The sequence below is a fragment of the Bradyrhizobium sp. 190 genome (genome assembly GCF_023073415.1).
In the GTDB taxonomy this organism is placed as follows: Bacteria; Pseudomonadota; Alphaproteobacteria; order Rhizobiales; family Xanthobacteraceae; genus Bradyrhizobium.
Window position 1 is genome coordinate 548,712 of record NZ_JADPJL010000012.1, and the last position, 18,285, is coordinate 566,996.

The 18,285-nt window shown below is 58.0% G+C and carries 18 protein-coding genes and 1 pseudogene; 11 read left to right on the forward strand and 8 right to left on the reverse strand.

All coding sequences use genetic code 11. The features are described 5' to 3' along the window. Nucleotide 1: 1 nt before the first annotated feature. Together IVB22_RS11715 and IVB22_RS41890 are read left to right on the forward strand one after the other, a co-directional pair. A complete protein-coding gene (locus tag IVB22_RS11715) occupies nucleotides 2–1,141 on the forward strand; it encodes an acyl-CoA dehydrogenase family protein (RefSeq protein WP_247517469.1) in 1,140 nt (379 codons plus the stop codon). A gap of 98 nt (nucleotides 1,142–1,239) precedes the next feature. After that, nucleotides 1,240–1,368, forward strand: coding sequence for a twin-arginine translocation signal domain-containing protein (locus IVB22_RS41890; RefSeq protein ID WP_374207504.1), 129 nt, complete (start codon nucleotides 1,240–1,242; stop codon nucleotides 1,366–1,368). Here the strand turns inward: IVB22_RS41890 and IVB22_RS11720 are convergent. Beyond that, complete coding sequence (locus IVB22_RS11720; RefSeq protein WP_247517470.1) at nucleotides 1,362–2,222, reverse strand: amidohydrolase; 861 nt, start codon at nucleotides 2,220–2,222, stop codon at nucleotides 1,362–1,364. The genes IVB22_RS41890 and IVB22_RS11720 overlap by 7 nt on opposite strands. Nucleotides 2,223–2,532: 310 nt before the next feature. Here IVB22_RS11720 and IVB22_RS11725 point away from each other — a divergent pair, with 310 nt between their 5' ends. The 7 genes and pseudogenes from IVB22_RS11725 to IVB22_RS11750 all read left to right on the forward strand — a co-directional run bounded on the left by IVB22_RS11725 (nucleotide 2,533) and on the right by IVB22_RS11750 (nucleotide 9,379). Next, complete coding sequence (locus IVB22_RS11725; protein ID WP_247517471.1) at nucleotides 2,533–3,546, forward strand: TRAP transporter substrate-binding protein; 1,014 nt, start codon at nucleotides 2,533–2,535, stop codon at nucleotides 3,544–3,546. Nucleotides 3,547–3,817: 271 nt separating this feature from the next. After that, nucleotides 3,818–4,195 (forward strand): TRAP transporter small permease subunit, encoded by a 378-nt coding sequence (locus IVB22_RS41895; RefSeq protein WP_374207525.1) that lies wholly within the window; start codon nucleotides 3,818–3,820, stop codon nucleotides 4,193–4,195. Between the two features lie 68 nt (nucleotides 4,196–4,263). Next, nucleotides 4,264–4,652 (forward strand): annotated as a pseudogene (locus IVB22_RS11730) (TRAP transporter large permease subunit); the annotation flags it as partial. 350 nt (nucleotides 4,653–5,002) lie between these two features. Beyond that, entirely contained in the window at nucleotides 5,003–5,800 is a 798-nt protein-coding gene (locus IVB22_RS11735) for a TetR/AcrR family transcriptional regulator (RefSeq protein ID WP_247517473.1), read from the forward strand. Then, complete coding sequence (locus IVB22_RS11740) at nucleotides 5,797–6,171, forward strand: hypothetical protein (protein ID WP_247517474.1); 375 nt, start codon at nucleotides 5,797–5,799, stop codon at nucleotides 6,169–6,171. The genes IVB22_RS11735 and IVB22_RS11740 overlap by 4 nt, the downstream gene beginning before the upstream one ends. 1,418 nt (nucleotides 6,172–7,589) lie before the next feature. Continuing rightward, nucleotides 7,590–8,186 carry an ATP-binding cassette domain-containing protein gene (locus tag IVB22_RS11745; RefSeq protein ID WP_247517475.1) on the forward strand — a complete coding sequence of 199 codons (597 nt, stop codon included), beginning with the start codon at nucleotides 7,590–7,592 and terminating at the stop codon, nucleotides 8,184–8,186. Next, nucleotides 8,183–9,379, forward strand: a complete 1,197-nt coding sequence (locus IVB22_RS11750) for a S9 family peptidase (protein ID WP_247517476.1) — start codon at nucleotides 8,183–8,185, stop codon at nucleotides 9,377–9,379. Before IVB22_RS11745 ends, IVB22_RS11750 begins: the two co-directional genes overlap by 4 nt. 865 nt (nucleotides 9,380–10,244) lie before the next feature. Here IVB22_RS11750 and IVB22_RS11755 read toward each other — a convergent pair. Then, entirely contained in the window at nucleotides 10,245–10,799 is a 555-nt protein-coding gene (locus IVB22_RS11755; protein WP_247517477.1) for a MarR family winged helix-turn-helix transcriptional regulator, read from the reverse strand. 619 nt (nucleotides 10,800–11,418) lie between these two features. On the opposite strand from IVB22_RS11755, the gene IVB22_RS11760 reads away from it, so the two are divergent. Next, nucleotides 11,419–13,053, forward strand: a complete 1,635-nt coding sequence (locus tag IVB22_RS11760) for a porin (RefSeq protein ID WP_247517478.1) — start codon at nucleotides 11,419–11,421, stop codon at nucleotides 13,051–13,053. A gap of 832 nt (nucleotides 13,054–13,885) precedes the next feature. On the opposite strand, the gene IVB22_RS41515 is transcribed toward IVB22_RS11760, so the two are convergent. The 6 genes from IVB22_RS41515 to IVB22_RS11785 all read right to left on the reverse strand — a co-directional run bounded on the left by IVB22_RS41515 (nucleotide 13,886) and on the right by IVB22_RS11785 (nucleotide 17,163). After that, complete coding sequence (locus IVB22_RS41515) at nucleotides 13,886–13,975, reverse strand: limonene-1,2-epoxide hydrolase family protein (RefSeq protein ID WP_276576911.1); 90 nt, start codon at nucleotides 13,973–13,975, stop codon at nucleotides 13,886–13,888. Nucleotides 13,976–14,095: 120 nt separating this feature from the next. Continuing rightward, entirely contained in the window at nucleotides 14,096–14,485 is a 390-nt protein-coding gene (locus tag IVB22_RS11765) for a limonene-1,2-epoxide hydrolase (RefSeq protein WP_247517479.1), read from the reverse strand. Between the two features lie 136 nt (nucleotides 14,486–14,621). Beyond that, entirely contained in the window at nucleotides 14,622–15,047 is a 426-nt protein-coding gene (locus IVB22_RS11770) for a limonene-1,2-epoxide hydrolase family protein (RefSeq protein WP_247517480.1), read from the reverse strand. A gap of 43 nt (nucleotides 15,048–15,090) precedes the next feature. After that, nucleotides 15,091–15,765, reverse strand: a complete 675-nt coding sequence (locus IVB22_RS11775) for a glutathione S-transferase family protein (protein WP_247517481.1) — start codon at nucleotides 15,763–15,765, stop codon at nucleotides 15,091–15,093. Nucleotides 15,766–15,884: 119 nt separating this feature from the next. After that, a complete protein-coding gene (locus IVB22_RS11780) occupies nucleotides 15,885–16,265 on the reverse strand; it encodes a limonene-1,2-epoxide hydrolase family protein (protein WP_247517482.1) in 381 nt (126 codons plus the stop codon). A 139-nt stretch (nucleotides 16,266–16,404) separates the two neighbouring features. Further along, complete coding sequence (locus IVB22_RS11785) at nucleotides 16,405–17,163, reverse strand: SDR family NAD(P)-dependent oxidoreductase (protein ID WP_247517483.1); 759 nt, start codon at nucleotides 17,161–17,163, stop codon at nucleotides 16,405–16,407. Between the two features lie 169 nt (nucleotides 17,164–17,332). Here IVB22_RS11785 and IVB22_RS11790 point away from each other — a divergent pair, with 169 nt between their 5' ends. Further along, nucleotides 17,333–18,232 carry an AraC family transcriptional regulator gene (locus IVB22_RS11790; protein ID WP_247517484.1) on the forward strand — a complete coding sequence of 300 codons (900 nt, stop codon included), beginning with the start codon at nucleotides 17,333–17,335 and terminating at the stop codon, nucleotides 18,230–18,232. The last annotated feature ends 53 nt before the right edge of the window (nucleotides 18,233–18,285 follow it).

An 18,285-nucleotide genomic window follows, 5' to 3' on the forward strand; every position in this document is an offset into this window, starting at 1 on the left:
CATGGACTTCAAGATTTCGGACGACTCGCTCGCCTTGCAGGCGTCTACCCGGGAAGTGGTCGACGACATCCTCAAGCATGAGCCGCACTTTCACGAGACCAATGTGGTGCCGCAAGAGGTGGACGCGACGCTGCGGGCGCTGGGGTACTACGGGCTGTCGATCCCTGAGGAATTCGGTGGCACCAAAGTCGACAAGGTCAGTTTGGCGCTGATTCAACTGGAGCTCGGGCGCATGCCTCCCCAGTTCTGGCCCTCGATTCGTCAGGCATTGGGGCCCATCCCCCAATTGCTGCTCCTGCACGGCACCCCGAAGCAAAGGAACCAGTGGCTGCCGCGGATCGTGGCCGGCGCGACGGTCTGCTTCGCACTCACCGAACCCGACGCCGGATCGGACGTGGCAGCGATGAGGACGACTGCCGTGAAGAAAGGCGACCGATGGGTGCTGAACGGCTTCAAGACATACATCTCGAATGCCGAACGCGGCGATGTGTTCCTGGTGTTGGCCAAGACCGACAAGAGCAAGGGGCGCGACGGTGTATCGGCCTTTCTCGTAGAGCCGCAAACTCCCGGATTCAGCATGAGCAAGCCCATTCGCACGATGGGCTTCATGACCAATGGCGTTTACGGGCTCACGTTCGACAACTGCGAAATCCCTGCGGAAAACCTGCTCGGCGAAGAGAATCGCGGCTTTTATTACGCAGTTTCGGGGCTGAATGAAGCCCGCGTCAATGTCGGCTGCCAAGCCCTGGGGGGCAGCCAGATTGCCTACGAGCACGCGCTGCAGTATTCTAAGGATCGCGTGACCTTTGGCCAGCCGCTGTCAAGCCATCAAGTTCTGCAGCACATGCTGGCGGATATGGCCATGGAGCAGCATGCGGCGCGGCTGCTGTTGCTGGAAGCCGCTTGGTGCCTGGAAAACGGTGTGGACGTGCGCTTGAAGTCCTCCTTTGCCAAGGTGTTCTGCACGGAAGCTGCCAATCGCATTGCGGACAAGGCCCTGCAAATCTTCGGGGGCGCCGGCTATATCAGGGGCATGGTGGTTGAACGCGTGTACCGCGACTTGAGGGTCATGCGGATTTTCGAGGGTGCGAACGAAATCCAGCGCAACATGATTGCGAAGCAGTTGCTGCCGAAGGCCTAGTTCTCACAACGGCCGAATGCAGGCACATCGCAATTTGGCGTAGTGCCTGCCCCAGATGTTCTTACTGTTCTATTCGATCTGGAGACTAAAGTGAAAAAGTGACTACTCGCCGTACGTTTCTCAAGCATTCACTCGTTTTCGCGGCCGCAGCGTCCGCATTCGGTCCTGCGTTCGGGCAGCCAGGGAGGACGATCAAGTTCGTCATTCGTCTGCAGGATACCTACTGATCCTTTGTCGGCGACCAGCCATAGACCTTGGAGCACGCACCGCCCATCAACATCGCCCGCTCGCTCTCGCTCAGGCGCGCTGTCTGGCGGAAGGGGACGACGGCCTGTTCATAGTTGACCACCGCGAAGGCACGCGTCCAGTCGGTGCCCCATAGGCAACGGTCGAAACCCCACGCCTCGAAGATCCGGGCGAGCGGATCCCAGATGTCCGGGAAAGGATATGGTTGACTGGACAGTGTGCAGGCACCGGTCACCTTGATCACCGCATTGGGGCGCTTGGCGAGCTCCAGCACCTTGAGCAGGTCGGCCCAAGGCTCAGGTGGGGCGGGGGGTGTAAGCGGCTGTGGAATTCCCAAATGGTCGATAACGAATCGCGTGTTGGGATGACGATCGATCAGTTCCACAGCTGCATCCAGGTTACGCCAGCAGAAGAAATTAACCGGCAGGTCCTGCCGGGCTGCTTCGCGCAGAATTCGGTCTATCCCGGCGGGGTTCGGAACACCTGCGGGTTCGATTCCCATCAGGACGCGGATCCCGACCGCCCCCGGCGTCTTCTTCCAGTCGGCGATGGCATCGGCCACGGTCGGGTCGTGCGAATCGACCGGCTTGACCAACGCAAACCGGCCAGGATGGGCTCTTTGCACCTCGACCGCATAGCTGGCGTCGTATTGGTACAGGGATATCGGAGAGACGATCACGGCGCCGTCGACGCCGACCTTGTCCATCGCAGCCACCATCTCGTCGCCCGTAACGTGATCGTGCCAATTGAACGTGGGCGCGTTAGGCGTGCGGTGCCAAGGCCGTCTCGGCGTGTTCGCCTCATAGGTATGGACCTGGGAATCGATGATCGGCATCTAACAAGCTCCCTGAAAGTGGAGTTAAACGACATGGCCAGGCCGGTCATCGGCGCCTGGAAGGGGAGGGGCCAGCGCATTTCGTCCCGGTCTCGCCCGTGTGTGAACCATACCTAGATCAACTAACGTCAAGCGCAGGTCTACCACAACCTTGACATTCTCTGGCTGATTACTCGTTGCGGTCTTTGTTAAAAATTTGACATACAACCAACAAGTGACAGAATTGGATCTGTTTTGACCTGGTGCATCTATTTTGCACTGGTGATTTCGGCCGTCGCTAACTGAAAAAATCAGCTGGGAGGAGACAGACATGAACGACGTCAGCCGCCGGACGGTGGTGAGGGGCATTGCCGCGACGGCGGGCTCAACCTTGGGCTTCCCCGCACTGGCGCAACGTGAGGGGATCAAGTTCAAGTTAGGCACGGACGTGCCGGAAACCTTCCCTACCGTCGTATACGCGCGCAAGGCGGCGGAGAAGATCGCCAGCGAAAGCAATGGGCGTCTGCGCATTGAGATATTTCCCGCGAACCAGCTTGGCTCCAGTACCGATCTGCTGTCGCAAGTCCGCTCCGGCGCAGTGGAGATGGTCGCTCTGCAGGGTACGACCTTGTCCACGTTGGCCCCGGTTGCGGGAATCAATACCGTGACATTTGCTTTCAAGGAATACGCGACCGTATGGGATGCAATGGATGGCGATGTGGGAACCCTCGTTCGCAAGTCCCTGGCACCCTTAGGCCTGCATGTGGCTACGAAGATGTGGGACGGTGGCTTTCGACAGGTCTTCACCGCATCCAAGCGGATCTCTTCCCCCGACGACTTGAAGGGTCTCAAGATTCGGGTTCCGGTCAGTCCCATCTTTGTGTCGACGTTCCGCGCATTGGGCAGCTCACCGGCGGCGATCAACGTCGCCGAGCTGTACTCGGCGCTGCAGGCAGGCATCGCAGACGGATGCGAGCTACCGTTGACTGGCATCGACTCGCTGAAGCTCTATGAGGTTCAGAAGCAGTGCTCGATGACCAATCACCTCTGGGATGGACCGTGGCAGGTCGTCAACGCCAAGGTATGGAGCCGCCTGCCATCGGATTTGCAGGACATCTTCATCCGCAATTTCGATGCCGTCGCTGAGGAGCAGCGCAGGTTCACCCAGCAGCAAGCGACGGACCTGGTGCCGGAACTCGAAAAGAAGGGGATGGTCTTCACCCGGCCGGACCCTGCACCGTTCCGCAAGGTACTGGCTGCATCCGGCTTCTATGGTGAATGGCAGAGTAAATTTGGTTCGGAAGCATGGGCGGTTCTCGAACGGTACACGGGAAAACTGAGCTGATGGAGGGCCCGGGTGATGATGCAGTCCGCGCCAAAGACCAGTCTGTTCAATCCTTCGTGTAGCCCGCGACGGCAGGCGGCCACATCACAGCTTTGCCAACCACTGCGGAGCCGACGCGCCCGTCGCCTGCGAGCTAGCGCCGCATGGCTTGCGGCGAGGCGCTGGCAGTCATCGAGTTCGCATCCGCGCGATCATCGTCGGTCAAACCGGCCTGCTCTTGCTGAGTGTGCTGTCGCGTTATGTCGACGAGGTTGCCATAGTGTCCTGGCTCGTGATTGGCTCGAGCATGGCCCCGGCGCGCGACGGACACATGCGGCTCTCCACCGTCGTGGACCGCTTCCCCGCGTCTGTCCGGTGGATGCTCAGAGCCTTCGCCATCTTGATTCCCCTAATCTTCCTGCTCATAGTTGCGCACCTCGCACTCGAGTACGCGCGTGACGAGAGAGCCATCACGACCCCAGCACTGGGAATTTCCAATTTTTGGCGAGCCGTGGCGATGTTTTCGGGGTTTCGTCCTCATGATTCCGATTGCTGCCTAGCAGTTGCTCTCACGATGCAGGCTCCGGGACGTCGTCGCGGCGTCATTGGTGCTTTGCGCCTTCACCGGCCTCATCTGCTGAATACAATCAAAGATTGTTTCGACTGGTAATTACAGCGTTCTACTCTTCACCTGATCGTGGGTTGCTGACGGCGTCCGCGATGGGATTGGGCGCCTAGCAATCCGGCCTGTCGCGAGACCTGGTGTCCATCATTCGATCCCTGCCAGGCAGAGCGCCGGTCTCCATGTTGGCGTCGATCGTCGCCTTCATCATTCTGGGGAGCCTGCTTGAGGGATTCCAGCGATGGTGCTTTTCGGACCCATGCTGTTCCCCGTCGCCCGCGCACTTGGTGTTCATGAAGTGCAGTACGCGATAGTCGCGATCCTCGCGATGGGCTTCGGCCTGTTCTCGCCCTCGTTCGGTATCGGCTTCCACAGCGCTTGCGCGATCGGAAAGGTGGATCCCGCGGACGCCTCGAAGGTGATATGGCCGCATATGGCTGCGCTCGGTGCTGGACTTCTCATTGTCGCCGGAGTCCCGTGGATATCGACAGTCTTCGTCAAGTAGGCCAGCGCGATGCGGGGAATCAGGGCGCGATGTCCCAATGGCGGCGCATCGGCAGCGCGGACAGTATCAATACCGGAGATTAGCTGTGAATATTCTGGTCCCCGTCAAGCGGGCTTCCAGTTCTCGCAATGGTGTTTGTCGACGTACTTCTCTCATTGCCATCGGGCCGCAAGCGGAAAAGGGGGCCGAAGATCAGGCGCTGGGGCGCTCCCGAGGCGGACCGACCACCAAAACTCTTGACCGCCACGCTCGCGATGTCAGCTGCCGTCGATTCAGTCGATTCCGTGTAGCGACTTGAGGGGCAACTCGCAAAAAAAGCATGCATTGCCGAAGGGTTGAGCATAAAATGATTGAGCAACTTAAGGAGTTTGACGGTGGGAAAAGGGCGAGCGGCGCAAGACGCAGCGCAGGCAGTGCTGCGCGAAATTGGCGAAGATAAAACTGTCTCTTTCGCGAAATTAGGTTCTGGGGCACGCGTACGCGCCGCACCGAAGAAATCAAGCGCACCGCTGCGGCGACGGACCCAGGAAGAGCGTCGATCCGAATCGGAAGAGCGGCTTCTCGCCGCGGCAATCGACTTACTCTCGCGGAAAGGCTGGGTGGGAATGACGCTGGCGGAGATCGGCGAGGCAGCCGGGTACAGCCGGGGCCAGGCGACGCATCAATTCGGCAATAAGGCCGGCTTACTGCGCGCTTTGGTATTGCGCTTACATCAATCGTTCACAGAAAAAATACAAGAGGCGCCGCCCTCGACTCCGGGACTACAGGCGGTGTTGGGCTACGTACGCGTGTACTTCGGACGCACCGACGCGGAGTGGGTAAATACCCGCGCAAATCTGCTGTTGTTAGCTGAGACATTGCTTGAGGAGTCCGAGACCCTCGATATTGTTCACGAAAGCAGCCGTCCGATCGTTGCTTGGCTAGAGGAAAATTTGCGCATAGGCATTGCGAAGGGCGAGGTGCGACCAGATGTGGATATCAAGCTAGGCGTCGAATTCGTAGTTGGTGTCCTACGTGGTCTGGCTCAACAGCGCCTAGCGCAAGGTCGCATTACCAACTTGCGCAAAAACAAGGAGCAGGTGGTTTCAATGGTCGAACAAGCATTTGCGGCACGAAGCAGTCGCGATGGAGGTAGGAGCTCGCGATGAGCGATGGCATGAGAGACATAATCTACGTTGCTGCACTTCGCATCTTTGAAGATCAACCGTCCAGTACGACGCGTGGCGAGGCCATCGTCACTGTGGAGCACCCGAGGCTCGCGGCGTTGCAGATGCCAGCGGAGCAGCCGAGGTTCAGCCGGACGCCGGCACCCAAGGTGCACGCGGGCCCCGACTTGGGTGCGCACACGAAGGAAGTCCTGCGGGAACTCGCAGGTGTCTCGGCTGAGAAGCTGGCCGAGCTGAGGAAGACCGGAACCGTCCAGCCGCCCGATGGGCAGTGCGCCGGCCGGGTCTCGAAACGATTTGCAGGGGAAAGTGAGAATAATGCAGCCGAAGCGATTTCGAGGCCGCCTGCATAACCGACGGATGCCTTCGGCGCGCCTCCCGGACAATCTCGGGACTGTGCTGGTGGCAATGCGATGACTGCGTCCCCAGTCAAGACCGTCGTGCAAGACCCCGCAAGTGTGCATGTCGCAATCGAGAGCAGCTTCTCATGCCGCGCGTTCTTTCGTGACAAGCCCGTTGCGCGCAGCGACATCGAAGAGATCCTGCGGGTCTCGAACCGGGCCGCGTCCGGCACGAATACGCAACCCTGAAAGGTGTATGTGCTGCAAGACGATCGGCGCGACCCTCGTCGCTCAGGTTTGCTCCGTGCACGACGCCGTCTATGCCGATCCGACTCGGGCCGCAGAGTACCGGTACGACTACTACCCGAAAGACTGGGTCTCGCCTTACATCGACCGACGGCGTCATGACGGCTGGAGCCTGTATGGCCTTCTCGGCATCCGTAAGGCGAGAAGGACAAGATGCACGCGCAGGCACAACGCAATTACCGCTTCTTTGACGCGCCCGTGCCGACGAGATGCTGGTTTGCGGAATGTCGCTCGGCTATGCGGACGAATCCGCGCTGGTGAACACCCTCGATACCGCGCGGGAAACCGTGGAGGGTTTCACCTGGTGGGTCTGACCAAAGGGATTTCTGGGTGTCTCGGTGGAATGAAGCCTCCATTATTTCGAAGGGCCACCTTGCGGTCAATCAAAAACTTGTTGGTTAACACACAATAGAAAGTTTACAATCAGCCCGGGTGCGTGGGTTCGAACAATGCTGACCCGGAAGCACCGCCCGCGTGGCGTGTGACACGATCCACGCTGACAAGAAAGGTGAGTAATCTCATCGGCCCTCTGGAAGGCATCAAGGTCGTTGGCATCGGACCAGGCCCGTTCGCGGCAACGCAATCGGCCGAAGCTTGAAATCGAATTTAAGTAGACTACCTGTGTTGACTAAGCTATATAAAAACATTTCTTGCTCGAACGAACGGAGTCGTTTGTGGACATTCAGCTGTCAGAATTCCAAATTCATCGGCGGAGTGCTCGCTTTCCGAGCCATGATATGGACCCCGCGGAAGCGCGCCGGAAATCACCAAGGAGGTGACCCGTGTTCCTGTCCCATCGCGCCCTCGTCTCAGGAGTGTCCATCGCGATTGCAGCAGGCGCTGTCGATACGACCGTTGTTGCCCGCGGACCTCAGCCGAATTCTCCTACAGCGACAACCTCCCGGGTACCGCAGCCTCGTGCGGTTCGATATCGGAGCATCCATAATCTGTAGCGCAGCTTTGGTCAGACCAGAATACCGAGGCTAGACTGCAAATATCGAGGCTAGACCGCAACAGTGCGGAGACTAGTCCCGATAGCTGTGGCGACATCAGACGAAGCCTCGAAGATACGGGGCACACATCAAGAAGACAATTGGAGGATGATCTAACTGGAGGAGGGGAAGATGCTTGCGCAGATCGGCAGAGGACTATCTGAAAAGACAATAGGAATTCAAACCGATGTGATTTTCCAACGCCGTTGTCACCGACCAGTGCAACAATCTCGTCGCGCCCCGCGTCGCGGCCCTCATCTTAATACCCCGGACGGCATCAGCTACGTACCGGAAGATCGGCGCATCTTCTCCGGCGTGACCCTCTGGGAAGATCTTGACGTCGCCTACTTGCCGCTGCGCATGGGCGGACGAGGCTTGGACAAAGAGTGGGCCTACGAACTCGTTCCGGATCTTGCGTGGTTCAGCGAACGAAAGGGCGGCTTGCTCAGCGCCGGCCAACAACTGAACTTGACCATCGCGCGGACGCTAACATCGAGCGCTGATTTATTGCTATTGGATGAGCCATCCAAAGATTTCGCTCCGCTCATCGTCGTAAATATATTCGAAAAACATCCGAACGTTGAAAGAAGTTGGACTGTCCGTCGTGCTGGCGGAACGGAGTCTGCAATTGGTTCTGTCTCTCAGAGACCGGTGCTACATCCTGGAAAAAAGAGACGTCGTCTATTGCGGAACAGCGGCAGAGCTTTGAGACAATGGCGCCGTCCATGACAAATGTCTCCGCTTTTGATTGCGCTCTGACAGGAAAGTGCGTCGCTATGTATAAGTGTCAGTGCGGGACATCCACGGCACGATATGAACCCGCTGGCTGGACGCACTGGCCAGGTCATGAGGATTATAGCTTCCAGTTCATGCGGCTGCTTGGAAGCGCCCAGGAAGGTGCCAGCACCATTTCCGAGTGCTTCTCGACGGCAGCGCGCATCAATGTCGGCGATGGCGAAAGCTGGTATCGAGAATGGAGAAGAATCGGCGAGGTCAACAAGAAACGCGGCGACGAAGCGCTTCGGCAAGGTTTTATCGAAACTGCCAGGAGCAACTGGCTGCGGGCGTCGAACTATTACCGGTCGGCGCAATATTTTTTAAGGCCCCAGGACGAAAGGTATCTGGCCATCTTTGATCAGATCGAGATGTGCTCCCGCTTGTATCTGAAGCACCTCACGCCACCAGGCGAGATTGTGCAAATCCCCTTCGAGGGCGATCAATTTCTGCCCGGGTACCTTCTGCGAGCGCCGAATGCACCGGCCAAAGCACCGGCGGTCCTATGCTTTGGAGGACCGGACGCATGTAAAGACGAGCAACTCTATAAGATTCCGCGTCATGCGTTTGCGAGGAGTTTGTCCCTTCTCGTGGTTGACCTTCCCGGGCAAGGAGCAGCGGTCAGGCAGAATAAGCTAACCGGACGTCATGATCAGGAAGTAGCGATCAGCCGTTGCGTGGACTATTTGCTGACCCGAGACGATGTCGATCACAAGCGGCTTGTTTTATATGGGGATGGTATTGGCGGATCATACGCGTCTCGCGCCGCCAGTTCTGACGATCGATTCGTGGCCGCGGTATGTGATGGCGGTTTGTGGGACCAAAACGAACGCATCTTCTTGTCAAATTGGCTGTTCGGCGCAGACGATGACGATCAGCCTGGCAACAGCGCCAAAATAATGGATTGTGGCTTTGCCGGCAATATTAACTGTCCGTACCTGGTCACGGTGGGAGAACATGACTTTATCGACGCGAAAACAGCGACCGATCTGTATAAGCGTCGACGGACGGGCGGTGCTAACATCGACTTGAGGGTCTTTTCTGCCGAAGACACCGGCGCTTCCCATGGTCAAGCCGACAACCCAACCCTCGGCAAAGAATTCATTTTTGACTGGATAGTGTCGAAGATTGGCATCGTTCGTCCCTAGAGCCCTTCGTGATTGGTCATGGTATTCGGAATGGGCGCGAGAGCTTGTCTAAGCTCTGCAAGAATGTCAGCACAAGTTTGTCAGGTTCAACATGCCGGTAGTCCTGCGGCTGGTTGATGCGCTGGTCGGCATCATTCGCGCGTCCTTGTCCGTATGTTGTTCGATGGGGCTTCGCCGTTCAAACGACCCTTCGCGGGACCATCACCGCTAACTCATCGAGGACATTCAGAAACGGCCGCAAGACCGACGGGCGAAGAACGGAAGTTTCCTCCTCACAACTAAATCAGTGCTCGGAATTTTGTTGGCTTTTGGGCGTCTTCGCGCTGTACGGGAGCGTGAATGGACTGTGGACAAAAGTGACCCGGCCTGAAGCCGACGAAATTTGAGTCGAGGCCGTGCCGAACTCAAACACGCATTGCAGCGCCTGTGCAGACGCTTCTATCAATCGAGAACTGGTGCTTAATAGTGGAGTGTAGGCGAGAAAACCACCCGCGCCAACACAACGAGGGGACCACGGTTATCGTGTACTTCGCACTTTGCATGGAATGCCTGTCGCCGCTCGCGAATGTGGGGTGTTGGTGGCATGATCTGCCGATAGCGGTCGCACCGCACTTCTATACGGAGCACGTCAGCGCCAATATGGTTGGGATCTAATTTATCGGGCGAGCCACGCGATAGCCGAACGGTCCGCGTAGAGATCTTGCGACCCGAGCGGGGGACTTCACCCGTAGTGGCCAGTCATAGGTCAGCGAAAGTGCAGCAGACGGCCGGCCCCAATCACCATGAAAGATAGCCATATCACACTTGCGGTACGCACTTCCGAACGGCAGCTCGAGCGACCAGGAAATCTCTTGCGTGTCTAACGCTAGATTCTTGCGTTATCGAGATCGAGCTGAAGCGCGGCCTTTTCGATTCGACGCCTCATCAGCGTCATCGTTTCGGTCATTTCTTTCAAAGTGCGATCAGTCATATCTGCAAAAATATTGTCTCTGAGGTTAGTCCGCAGAAGGGAGAGCTTCGCGATCTCTGTGCGAGATTTTTCGGTGAGAGACATGAGGACCACGCGCGCATCGTTCGGAGAAACTGCACGAGCCAAAAATCCGGAATTCTCGAGACTCTTCGATTGCATGGCGACGAATGTCGAAGAAGCATGAATTTTCGTGGATACTTGACCAACCGAGATGCCTGCGCCGGTATCCAAATCGCTAATCGCCATCAAGATGAGCCACTGCGGCCCACTCACGCCCAACGCGCTCGCCCATATTCGGCGAATGTCTTCGAGGTAGACGTTTATCGCAACTAGATTCCACGTGAATTCGCTTAGAAGCTTATCTTTTTGGTCCATATCGGGTTGTTTTGCTTTGCTCGAAACCGGAGAGTCCTTTGATGATGAGAGGCGCGGCCTCTTTCGGGTTGCCATCCGCGAGCTCCAATCTTCTGAATTGAATCGTCCGCCCGGGCATATAACTGGGTCGTCCCCCCGAATACAAGCAACAGAAGCGCACACCCCGCACCGCCAGTGGGCCGGTCACTTTTCCGTGCGCGGAGTGGCTCAACCCCATCCGGCGCCCTGAGAGACAGGAACGATCAAACGAGATTCCAACCCGTGCCATAGCGCTTGGGAATGAAGCCCCGCAGGCCGGTGCTCACTCGCCAGTTCTGAAGCTTCTGCTGGAAGTCTGAAGGTTCCGCTGAAGACAGTGGCGGTCGCGGCCGTTGCGTAGCAGCCGAAAGCTAGATCCATCGAGGTGCAGGTCAGCCGAAGCGATGTTGCTAAAGGGCAACATGTTGACGAAGAATATTGACGAACTAAGTTCGCATCTTTAGTTTGCGAATTAAGTTCTGTACCTTGCTCTGGTGACGAAGGGGGTCCTCTCAGTCGTCCCGTTCCAGACGGTTTGCTCAGGTCCCTCGCGTTCACGCGGGAGTGTCTGAAGGCGGAAATGGCTGGGCGTTTTCAAGGGACAAGGAAACGAACCTCAGGGTGCATCACCCAGCGGCTCCGGAACCTTCCCTCAGAGCAACTTGGAGGTTTAGACATGAAGACAATTAAGAGCCTTATCCTTGGCTCAGCGGCGGGTCTGCTTGCCGTCAGTGGGGCACAGGCTGCCGATCTCCCCGTCAAGGCCAAAGCGGTCGAGTACGTGAGGATCTGCTCCCTGTACGGCGCTGGTTTCTGGTACATTCCCGGCACCGACACCTGCATAAAGCTGGGCGGTTATCTGCGCGCTGAGACTAATTTCAACGCCGGCGGCTCCACAGTAGCCCCCGCTTGGTCAGGCGATCCCGGTCAGGGTAATCGCTATCGCGACTACTTTGCGACCCGCTCGCGTATGGCGCTCACTGTTGATACCCGCACCGCCACCGAATATGGCGTTGTCCGCACTTTCGGTCAGGCTGACTTTACCTTTGACACGCTGGGTGGCGCGACGTTCAGTCCGAACTCGATCAACGCGACCTTGCCTGTGGCCGGCACTTCCGGCTTGCTCCACACCCCGGGCGGCGGCTATGTCGCGGTTGAGTACCTGTTCATCCAGTTCGCTGGCTTCACCTTCGGCAAGTCAGCGTCGGCCTACGCGACGCCCTGGCATGGTTTTCCGGGCAACAACACCGCGTTCTTGCTCGGCGGTCATGACACCGTTACTGGTGTCAACAATATTCAGTACACCGCCCAGTTCGGAAATGGCGTCTCCGCCACTATCGGTCTCGATGACCCGACGGTCTACAACCGCACTTCGGTTTACAATTTGGCCTACGGCCTTGGCTTTGCGGGCACAGCCGGCAACGCCTACGCTGGCGTGCGTGCCCCCGACGTCGTCGGCAACATCCGCGTCGATCAGGCATGGGGCCTGTTCCAGATTTCCGCGGCAGCGCATGAGGTCAGCGGTTCCTACGACTTCCTGAACGGTGTGGCGGCTCCCGCCGGCGCAGTTGGTCTCCCACCAGCAGCTCCGACGAATCTATCGGAAATCGGCGGTCACCCAGATACCAAATGGGGCGGAGCCGTAATGGCAGCCTTGCAGATCAAGAACATTCCGACCGGTGCTAACGATGATTTCAAGATCGACGTGAGCTACTCAAAGGGTAATACCAAGAACGTGATCTCTTCGGCCGCAGCCTCGCCGAGTTTTGCGATGTTCGGTGGCACTAGCCGAGCAGGTGCGTATCAGAGCATCGGATTCGGCGCGACGACGGACGCTGTTTGGCTTCCGAACCGCGCCACCACTGGCGCTGTTGGGTTCTTGGGTGACGGTCAGTTGAAGCTGACGGAAGCGTACGGAATCCGAGGTGCGTTCAATCATAACTGGGATCCCTTCTGGTCATCGAGCTTGTTTGGCAGCTATTCGGCCGTCCGCTACGGAGGCAATGTTGGCGATCTGACCACTGCGAAGGGCGCGTATTGTGCAGCCTACGGAGTCGGAAAGGCGTTCTCTGCCGACTACGCCTGCAACCCGGATTTCAATGTCGGGCAGCTCGGCATGGTTACTCGTTGGACCCCCGTCAAGAACTTGACGTTCTCGGCGGAAGCCATCTGGTCCCATCTCGATCAGAAGTACGTCGGTACTGTAACGACGGCCGCCGGACCCGGCGCTCCGAAGCCCGGTGGCGTGGCCTACGAGTTCAAGGACCAAGACACGTACACGCTTACCCTTCGCGCTCAACGTAACTTCTAATCAGTCACGACGAGAGGAGCAAACAAGCCACATCTTCATTACCTCCGAAGCCTCCGGCATGCCCGCCGGAGGCTTTTCGGTGTTTGTGGCTCAACAAAACCGTTCCGCCGCCTCGTTTTACGGCACCGCTGCAGGTCTGGAATGTCCTGCACCTGCACGCGCGCCTTGGATTGGCTTTTGAAAGGACCTGTTGTCGACCTCGAAGGTCTGTCCGAAGATGAGGTGAAAGGGCCTGGACCCTGAGCTACATCTATCCCAGGCCATCCCGCCGGCGCGACGGTCCGGCCGCAAGAAGAACGAGCCCCTGCATGAACGACACGCGTGACGATCATCAGGACTTCAATCTCGAACGGCATCGTCGCACGGGGCGCGATTTCCAATAGATACAAGTCGTCCTCCGCGGCGATGCTAGACAATGCCTTCCGGATCGCATCCGCCGCAATTACTATGTGCTCTCTGGCGTCATCGCGAATGCAGTAGCGCGCTCATCAAATCCACGGAGGTGAGCCAAGCCAGCGAATTCGCGCCAAGGCGCGCGAGGTCCAAGAATTTATTGACACTCTAAATGACGTTATAGCGACTCACGATCGTTGCTCCCGCCATGACGATAGCGCCGACACCGCCATCCCCATACCCTCGGCCGTCAGTGAGAAAAATTCATAGAATTCCTTGTGGGCTTCATCTATCCGGCTCGGGCAGCCTCAGGAGGCGGGGGATTAGGCGCAGGAAAACGCCAAATTTCGACACGCTAATGCGGCTCGACCCGCGGCGAGATCAGATCACGGACGCGATTGGCCTAACTCGGCCTTGAGCGCAGTCGGGGCGATTGCGCTCAACCGTTGGCGATTTTCCGGATGAGGCTGACGTCGAAGTAATCAGGCCACGCGACGATGCGATCGCCGTCCAGCTCAAGGATGCCCATCACCTTCGCCGCTCCGATCTCGCTGCCGTCCAGCGCGCTCGAACCGATCCAGTCGTTCGGTAAGCACGGGGTTCCGCCTTTGGGTTTCTACCTGGTGTATTTAAGCCGCTACGGAGCCTATCACTTATCTTTCGATATTTTTTTGGCGAAGTTGACGTCGAAGTAGTCACGCCACGCGACGATGCAATCGCCTTCTACCTCAAAGATGCCCATCAACTTCACCGCCGCGACCTCGCTCCCATCAGCGCGTACAAAACGGTCCAGTCGCTCAGTCAACACACGATTTCCGTGCGCAGCAATAGCAAGCATGTCAAAATGTACTGCCGCGATGTCCGGAGATCTGCCAGGCCGCTCAAGAAAAGCTATCGCCTCTTCGATGCCAGTGGTAGTCGACACGCCTTCATTGACCCAGACCGTCTTGGGGGTAAACCATCGCCGAATTGCGGCTTTCCCATTATCCTCAGGGATAGCAGCGCAAAAGGCGGTGACGATTTCGATTGGTGTTGGCATCTTACTATCTCTCCTGTTGCTGAGCGTGTCGCACGTCTGAGACCAGGCGCCCGTCGAAAACATTATGGCGGCTATTGCTACAAGCGCATGTTTCATCTGAACAATCTTTGTGTAGTCTTGAATTGAAATCCTGACCCTAGCTGATCGCCCATTTCTCGGCGTTCCTGACGTCGTAGTAATCACGCCACGCTATGATGCGGTTGCCTTCGACCTCGAAAATGCCCATCACCATTGCCGCACCGATCTCGCTACCGTCGGCACGCTTGAGCCGATCCAGTCGTTCGGTAAGTACGCGGTTCCCGTCAGCTGCGATTGCAAGCATCTCGAAATGGGCATCCTTGATCCCGACCGCCTTTTCCACCGCTTCAAGCGCTACGAGCGCTTCATCGATGCCGGTCGTGACCGAGATACCTTCATTCACCCAGATGGTGTCCGGTGTGAACCATTGGCGGACGGCACTCTTGCCGTGATCCTTGGAAAACGCTGCGCAGAAGGCAGTTGCTGTCTCGATTGGGGTAGGCATTACGAAGTTTTCTATTCGAATAATCGGTTTGTGGTGCATGGGTAGACAGACTAGCAAATTTTTAGAGTTTCTTGATCAGCTTTCAGTCCGCGAGAAGCGCCTGATGCTGACGGAGGTGCTGCCGGAATCGCTCGGCATAGTCTCCTGCCACTGCGGCAATGACGCTCTGCCGTGCCGCCAGCGCCGCCCGCCACGCTGAGACGCGGGGAAGGTTCTCGAAGATTGGCTGCGACACCGTCGGATCGAGGATGTCGAAATAGCGGAAGAGGGGCGCGAACACTGCATCGACCATGCCGAAGGCGGCACCGCCGAAATAAGGTCCTGCCGCGAGCACCGCCTCCAGTCGCTGGAGCCTGTCCCGGAACGCCGCCTGCTTGGCGTCAGCGGTCGCGCGATCCTTGGCGTTGAGAAACTGCCAGGCATCGGCAAGCGTCGCCGTGCCAAACTCAATCCAGGCCCGCTGTTGCGCGCGGGATAGCGCGTCGGCGGGATAGAGGCTGGCACCGTCCTGCGTTTCGTCGAGATATTCGCAGATCACCATGCTCTCGAAAAGGATCGCGTCCGTCCCATCCGTCTGCCCCACCTTGAGCAATGGCACCTTGCCTGTTGGCGAAAGGGCCAGGAACCAGCCGGGCTTGGTTGCGAGATCGACGTCGATCCTGTCGAAGGACACGCCTTTTTCGAGAAGGACGATCGCCGCCCGTTGCACGAATGGGCAAAGGGCATGGCTGATTAGCGTGAAGCTGGTAGCGGGCATAACGGTCTCTCGAGCAGGCGGCAAGAAAGGGGCAAAGGGGTGTGTTCGCCCAACCTATGTCGTCGGACAGGATGGCGGCGACGTTACAGCCGACATAGTCGGGGAGGCGCCCAAGCGGCCTATTGCTGATTTTTAGATATTCTTTTGGCGAAGTTGACGTCGAAGTAGTCGCGCCACGCAACGATGCAATCGCCTTCTACTTCGAAGATGCCCATCACCATCAATGCAGCGATCTCGCTCCCATCAGCGCGAACAAAGCGGTCCAGTCGCTCGGTGAGCACGCGATTTCCGTCCGCAGCGATCGTGAGCATGTCAAAATGGACCGCCGCAACGTCCGGCGATCTGGGCCGCCTTATCGCCTCTTCTATACCAGTGGTGATCGACAATCCTTCATTGACCCATACTGTTTTGGAGGTAAACCATCGCCGGATCGCGGTTTCCCCGTGATTTTCAGCGAAAGCAGCGCTGAAGGCACTGACCGTTTCAATTGGTGTTGGCATCTTACTATTTCCTATCTTGCTGGACGTGTCACGTCTGAGACCACGCCCCCGTGGAGAACATTAAGGCGGCCATTGCTACGAGCGCATACTTCATCTGAAACCACCTTGGTGGATTGCACCGAAATGCCAATGCTTGGAGCTATAACAACTGTCCGCCTGAGATGTCGAAGGTCGTACCGTTCGCCCAACCCATATCATCGGACAGGATAGCGGCGACCGCACCGCCGATATCGTCCGGTAAGCCCACGCGACCCAGCGCGATGCCCTGCGCCACGTACGCGTTCACATCCCCGTTGTCGCGCACCGCGCCGCCCCCAAAGTCGGTCGCAATGGCTCCGGGGGCGATCGCATTCACCCGAATCTTGCGTGGACCAAACTCCACCGCCATAAAACGGGTCAGGACCTCGACTGCGGCCTTCATCGCCGCATAGATGCTGTACCCCGGCAAAGTGAAACGCACGAAGCCGGACGAAACGTTCAGGATACGACCACCGTCCTCGATCAGCGGCAGCAGCTTCTGGGTGAGGAAGATCGGTCCGCGAAGGTGCGTGGTGACCAGCGAGTCAAACTGGTCTTCGGTCGCATCGACGAAGTTCGCAGCGATGCCGTTGCCGGCATTGTTGACGAGGAAGTCGAACCGTTCGCGGCCGAAGCCGGCCTTCAGCGTATCAGTTACCGCGCTGGCAAAAGCTTGGAAGCTCTTGGTATTTGTGACGTCGAGCGCCAGCATCGTAGCCTTTCCGCCCTGCGCTTCGATCTCCTGCTTCAACGCCTCGGCTTCTGCGGCGCCGCTGCGATAGGTGCCGATGATGTGCACACCGCGTTTGGTGAGATGCAGCGCCATATTGCGGCCAAGGCCGCGGCTGGCGCCGGTGATGAGTGCGATCTGGTTGGTCATGGTCTGCCTTTGTCGGAGAGTCTGTGCCGGGGAAGGGGGCCTTCCGGCGCTTCCTTGGTATCCCCGAGATAGGCGATACCGGGATCGCAAACCCGCCCGATACGCTCAATTTTTTGCCCAATCGTCTCAACCTCTTTGCTTGCCGACGCGGTGGTGCCATACTCTGCCCATGACCGACGATCTTGCACCGCATCTCGACATTGCCCTGCGCCATGCGCCGCGGGGGTTGACCGTCCAGCCGATCCCGCGCCTCGAACTGTGCGTGGGGCAGGCCTCTATAGGCAACTCGCCATGCCTGTATCGCTCGATGATCTGTTTCATCCTGCAAGGATCAAAGCGTGTCACGATTAACGACAATCTTCTTAGCTATGATAGCGCACAATATCTCATTAGCGCCCTCGATCTGCCGCTAATCGGCCAGATCCTGGATGCTGGTGCTGGGCAACCCTATGTTGCGGTATCGCTGGTCTTGGAACCCGCCTTGCTGGCGGAACTGGCGGCTACCATGCCTCCGGAACGCGAGAGCGATCCCAAGGGCATTGGCATCGCGATCAATCCGATGACGGGTCCGCTTCGCGACACATTGCTTCGCCTATTGTCGTTGCTGGACAACCCCGCCGATATCCCCGTTCTTGCCCCCATGGTCGAACGGGAATTGCTCTATCGTCTCCTGCAAGGTCCGCAGGGACGGCTGTTGCGCCAGATCGCCCAGCCCGAGGGCCCGCTGGGTCGCATCCGACGGGCCGTTGGGTGGATCAGGGACAATCACAACACTCAATTGCGCATCGAGGCTTTATGCGATGCAAGCGGCATGAGCCGGGCAAGCCTGCATCGCCACTTCCTGGCTATGACCGGCCTCAGCCCCCTCCAATATCAAAAACAACTCCGGTTGCAGGAGGCGCGCCAACTTTTGCTTGCCGGCGAGCATAGCGCGTCCGACGTAGCGTTCGCGGTCGGCTATGAAAGCGCGTCACAATTTAGCCGAGAGTACCTTCGGCAATTCGGCGCACCGCCGGCGCGCGACGCTCGCCAGATACGGCAGGCGATCGCCGTTCCAGCGATGACGTAAAGTGCCTTAAGGCACTGAACTTGTCGGCAGAAGCAGGTAACGGCCTTGAACTG

Coding starts and splice junctions, on each gene's coding strand:
- IVB22_RS41515 (WP_276576911.1), bottom strand. CDS start 13,975: ATGGGCATCCTTGAGCTGGACGGCGATCGCATCGTCGCGTGGCCTGAT.
- IVB22_RS11755 (WP_247517477.1), bottom strand. CDS start 10,799: ATGGCAACCCGAAAGAGGCCGCGCCTCTCATCATCAAAGGACTCTCCG.
- IVB22_RS11750 (WP_247517476.1), top strand. CDS start 8,183: ATGACAAATGTCTCCGCTTTTGATTGCGCTCTGACAGGAAAGTGCGTC.
- IVB22_RS11720 (WP_247517470.1), bottom strand. CDS start 2,222: ATGCCGATCATCGATTCCCAGGTCCATACCTATGAGGCGAACACGCCG.
- IVB22_RS11775 (WP_247517481.1), bottom strand. CDS start 15,765: ATGCCCGCTACCAGCTTCACGCTAATCAGCCATGCCCTTTGCCCATTC.
- IVB22_RS11760 (WP_247517478.1), top strand. CDS start 11,419: ATGAAGACAATTAAGAGCCTTATCCTTGGCTCAGCGGCGGGTCTGCTT.
- IVB22_RS11715 (WP_247517469.1), top strand. CDS start 2: ATGGACTTCAAGATTTCGGACGACTCGCTCGCCTTGCAGGCGTCTACC.
- IVB22_RS11740 (WP_247517474.1), top strand. CDS start 5,797: ATGAGCGATGGCATGAGAGACATAATCTACGTTGCTGCACTTCGCATC.
- IVB22_RS11790 (WP_247517484.1), top strand. CDS start 17,333: ATGACCGACGATCTTGCACCGCATCTCGACATTGCCCTGCGCCATGCG.
- IVB22_RS11725 (WP_247517471.1), top strand. CDS start 2,533: ATGAACGACGTCAGCCGCCGGACGGTGGTGAGGGGCATTGCCGCGACG.
- IVB22_RS11745 (WP_247517475.1), top strand. CDS start 7,590: ATGCTTGCGCAGATCGGCAGAGGACTATCTGAAAAGACAATAGGAATT.
- IVB22_RS11770 (WP_247517480.1), bottom strand. CDS start 15,047: ATGCACCACAAACCGATTATTCGAATAGAAAACTTCGTAATGCCTACC.
- IVB22_RS11765 (WP_247517479.1), bottom strand. CDS start 14,485: ATGCCAACACCAATCGAAATCGTCACCGCCTTTTGCGCTGCTATCCCT.
- IVB22_RS11785 (WP_247517483.1), bottom strand. CDS start 17,163: ATGACCAACCAGATCGCACTCATCACCGGCGCCAGCCGCGGCCTTGGC.
- IVB22_RS11780 (WP_247517482.1), bottom strand. CDS start 16,265: ATGCCAACACCAATTGAAACGGTCAGTGCCTTCAGCGCTGCTTTCGCT.